2 protein-coding genes are annotated in these 4,040 nt (G+C 72.3%); both read right to left on the bottom strand.

From position 1 onward, the window contains the following. Positions 1–84 precede the first annotated feature (84 nt). Entirely contained in the window at positions 85–2,142 is a 2,058-nt protein-coding gene (locus DEIPH_RS13665; RefSeq protein ID WP_034359076.1) for a DUF3160 domain-containing protein, read from the bottom strand. A 205-nt stretch (positions 2,143–2,347) separates the two neighbouring features. Continuing rightward, entirely contained in the window at positions 2,348–3,814 is a 1,467-nt protein-coding gene (locus DEIPH_RS13660) for a UDP-N-acetylmuramoyl-L-alanyl-D-glutamate--2,6-diaminopimelate ligase (RefSeq protein ID WP_034359073.1), read from the bottom strand. Positions 3,815–4,040 lie beyond the last annotated feature (226 nt).

The following is a 4,040-nucleotide window of genomic DNA, read 5'->3' as shown; positions in this document are numbered from 1 at the left end:
CCCTCCCGCCCACCCGACGTGCCCGCCAGCACCAGCAGGGCGGCCCGCCCGACCCGCGCCCAGCCGCTTCCCGCCGCCATCCGGCTACTTCACCACCACGCCGTCCAGCCACGGATGCGTGGGCGGCAGCTGTCCCGCCTTCAACCGCGCCCGCCACGCCTCGTCGGTCAGGCGGCCCGCGAGGGGGACCGTGAATTCGTACTGCGAATACACGCCGCCGCGCGCGAGTTGCTGGCCGCCGCGGCCATCGGGCACCACGGCATAGAGTTCGTGGATGGTGCCGGTGCCTTCCTCCAGCACCCGGCCCCCGCCGCCATCGGTCGCCACATCGGCCACCACGCCCGCGAAGGGCTGCTCGTCAAAGCTGGGGGTGCCGCCTTCCTCGCTGCCCTCGGGGTCGGTGCTGGCCATCTTCATCTCCTCCAGCCAGCCGCCGAAGAAGTGGAGGCGGTCGTACTCGTCCCGCGTGAGGGGCTTCCCGGCCAGTTCGCTGGCGGTGGCCTTTTGCAAAAAGGTCAGCATGGCCCGCAGGCTGCCCAGGTTGTCCGCCGTGCGGGCCGAGAGCACCTTCTGCTCCGTCAGCACCCGCCGCGTGAGGGCCTCCAGCGTCAGCAGGCGCGACCACACCGCCGGATTCGGTTCCACGTACCCGCGCGGATACTCGGGCGTCTCGCCGCCCGCGCCCATCTCGGCCATCACCTGCTTGGCATACAGCAGCGTGTCGTGGCGCAGCTCGGTCCAGGACCCCAGCGCGGTCAGCATCTCCTTGCGCGCCCAGGCGGGCGTCCGCATGAAGGCCGGATAACGGGCGTCACGGGCCTCGGGCTTTGCCAGGGCCTGCAAGACGTACAGCCACCCGCTGTACACGTTCGCGTTCCAGTCGGCGGGTTTCAGCGCCGCAACCTGCGCGCGGACCTTGTTCATCTGCGGCTCGTAGTTCGCGTACTGGGTGTCGCCCAGACGGCGCAGCTCGTTCAGCGCGGCGCCGTTGCCCATCGCCGCCAGCAGGTCCAGCCCGCGCGGAAGGGTGCGGGGCTGCTCGCGCGTGCCCACCTCGCGGTAGACGAGCTGTTGCAGCGCCGCGCCGTCCAGCGTGAAGCGCTGCCCCATCAGCCGGAAGCCCAGCGTCTCGCGCTGGCGCACGGCCACGCCCTCACCGGGTCTGGCAACCACGAACACGCTGTTCACGCGGGGCGGCGGCAGTCTGTTCAGGGCCGCCTGGAACGCGGCGAGCCTGTCCGCGTCCGCCAGCGCGCGGATGTTCCCGCCGGTCGCGGTCTTCAGCGCCGCCGCGTATTGCCGGAAGTCCAGGTCGTCGCTGGTCCCGATCAGCAGCGCGGTGGGGTCGTACAGCCGTGCCCAGAGTTTCTGCGCTTCGGCGTTGCCGGTCAGCAGGTGGGTGACCAGGGCCGCCGTGCGCGTCTCGCTGGCGTCCTGCACCCGCAGGTTCAGGTGCCCCAGCCACATCATCGTCCGGAAGTAGCGTTTCAGCGCCTCCGAGCGCGTGTAGTGGCCGCGCGGCACGTACTGCGAGTAGTCCTCGGTCATCCGGCTGCCCGCGAAGATGGGGGAGGTGCTCAGCCCGGCGTGGGCGTCGATGAGGTTGATCTCCGCCGCGACCAGCGGCGCGACCTCGGCGGGCACGGGGGCGGCGGGGTCGGCCAGCCGCTGCGCCACCGCGAGGTAGGCCAGGGCGCGCCGGGCGTCGCCTTCCAGCGGTGTGCCCCGGAGCGCCTGCGCCTGCCTTCGCGCGTCCGCGACCAGCAGCGTGGTCAGCCGCCGCGCGGTGGGGGCCAGCGTTTCGCGCTCCAGGTCGCGCAACAGCTTGTCGAACACCAGGTGGTAGACGTGCAGGACTGCGTCGGTGGTCACGAACACGGGCTGGTCGGCGTAGCGCGTCGCCTCGTACACGGCGTCGAACTGCCGCCACCGGGCAGGCGCGATCACGAAGCCCTGGCGCGACAGGGCCGCCCGCTGCGCCGCGCTGAGAGGAGGCAGAGCCGCGTCCCGGTTCCCCTGGAGCATCGCCGCGTTTTTCAGCGTGGCCAGATTGACCGGCAGGCTGTCCGTGGCCGCCGCCCTGGCACCCCCCGTCACCAGGAGCAGGAACGTCAGCATCAGGGCCGGGCGCGAGGGTGGCATGGAGGTATTACACACTGTTTGGCGGGACGTGGGAGCCGCTTCAAAGGACTGGGGTTGTCCGCCACCTTCCAGAGCGCCGCGCCGACGTGCGGACAGAGGGGGTTGTCTCCGTGCGCTGCACAGGTGAAGGTCTGTGACCGGCGGCCCCCGGTTTCTGGCAGCAGCGGCGTTCGCCCGCGCCCCTGGCCGCTTCCGGGCGTCCAGCTCAGGCCCGTTCGGCCAGCGCCGCCCGCGCCTCGGCCACCTCGTCCCAGGGCAGCGTCTCGTCCGTGCGCTCCAGCGTGTCCTCCGAGCCTTTGCCGGCCAGCAGCACCGTGTCACCGGGCCGCGCGGCCCCGATCACGTGCCGGATGGCCTCCCGCCGGTCCCCAATGCTCACGAAGTTGCGGCGGCCTGCCTCCCGCGCGCCCCGTTCCATCTCGTGCAGGATGTCAGCGAGGGGCGTGTCGCGGTGGTCTTCTTCGGTAAAGACGGCGTGGTCGGCCAGCCGGGTCGCCACCTCGCCCAGGGGGGCGCGTTTGCCGGGGTCACGCCGCCCGCCCGCCGAGCCGAGCAGCACCCACAGCTGCCCCGGGGTGGTGGCGCGCAGGGTGGTCAGGGCCTTTTCCAGGCTGGGCGGCGTGTGCGCGAAATCCACGATCACGCGGGGGGCGTTTTCCGCACCCGCCACGAGTTCCATCCGGCCCGGAACGCCCTTGAAGGAGGCCAGCCCGTCCACCAGTTGCGGCCCGGTTGCCCCCAGCTGCGCCGCCGCCGCCATGCCCGCCAGGGCGTTCGCCACGTTGAAGCGCCCGATCATCGGCAGATGGGCATCGAACTCGCCCAGCGGCGAGGTGACGTGGAAATGCAGGCCGGTCGCCCGTTCCTCGATCCCGGTCGCGCGCCAGTCGGCGTGCTGGTTCTCGGCGCTGTAGGTCGTCTCCTGCGGGGCGAGGCCCCGGAGCTGCGCCGTCCAGGGATCGTCCACGTTCAGCACGGCGAAGGGGGCGCGCTCCACCAACCGCCGCTTGTCCGCGAAGTAGTTCTCCAGCGTCCCGTGAAAATCCAGGTGTTCGCTCGTCAGGTGGGTCCAGACGGCCACGTCCCAGGCCACGCCGCGCACGCGGTCCAGCGCCAGGGCGTGACTGCTGGCCTCCAGCACCACCGCCTGCCCGCCCGAGTCCACCATCTCGCGCAGGGTGGCCTGGACCTGTGGGGCCTCGGGAGTCGTGAAGTGGGCGGGGAAGTGCCGCAGCACGCCGTCGGGCAGCTCGTACCCGGCGGTACTCAGCAGGCCGGTCTGGAGGCCGGCGGCCCGCAGCAGATGGCGGGTCAGCCAGCTGGTCGTGGTCTTGCCGTCGGTGCCGGTCACGCCGACCACCTTCAGCGTGCGGCTGGGATGCCGCTCAAGGGCTGCCGCCGCGTCCGCCAGCGCCGCCCGCGCCTCCGGCACGGTGAGGTAGGGCAGCGGGGCAGTCAGGTTCTCCGGCAGGCCCTCGCCCAGCACCGCGACCGCGCCCCTGGCCGCCACGTCCGGCAGAAAGCTGTGCCCGTCGAACCGCGCCCCGCGAATCGCCACGAACGCGAAGCCCGGCTCGACCCAGGCGGCGTTGTGGGTCACGCCGCGCACCTCCACGTCGGGCAGGGTGAAGGCAGGCAGGTTCAGGGCGGCGGCAAGCTCGGGCAGGCGCATGGGGGGAGGCTAGCAAAAGGGAGAGAGCGGAGGGCAGAACCCCCCAGGCCCCCTTTTTCCGCCTGCTCCGGCCCGTATCCTGGCCCCATGTCGGCCCCCCCCTCCCGCCACGACGACGCCTGCGAGGTTTCCTACGTTCACTCGCAGGCGGTCGCGCGCGCCTGCGCCGCCCAGCCGGACGAGGGCACCCTGGCCCACGCCGCCGCGCTGCTCAAGGCCGTGTCCG

It is taken from the genome of Deinococcus phoenicis, from assembly GCF_000599865.1.
Lineage (GTDB): Bacteria > Deinococcota > Deinococci > Deinococcales > Deinococcaceae > Deinococcus > Deinococcus phoenicis.
Note: the sequence above shows the minus strand (reverse complement) of the source record. Positions and strands in the feature narration are given on the sequence as shown.

Excerpts from the sequence above, each read along its gene's own strand:
- DEIPH_RS13665 (WP_034359076.1), bottom strand. The coding sequence starts at position 2,142 with ATGCCACCCTCGCGCCCGGCCCTGATGCTGACGTTCCTGCTCCTGGTG.
- DEIPH_RS13660 (WP_034359073.1), bottom strand. The coding sequence starts at position 3,814 with ATGCGCCTGCCCGAGCTTGCCGCCGCCCTGAACCTGCCTGCCTTCACC.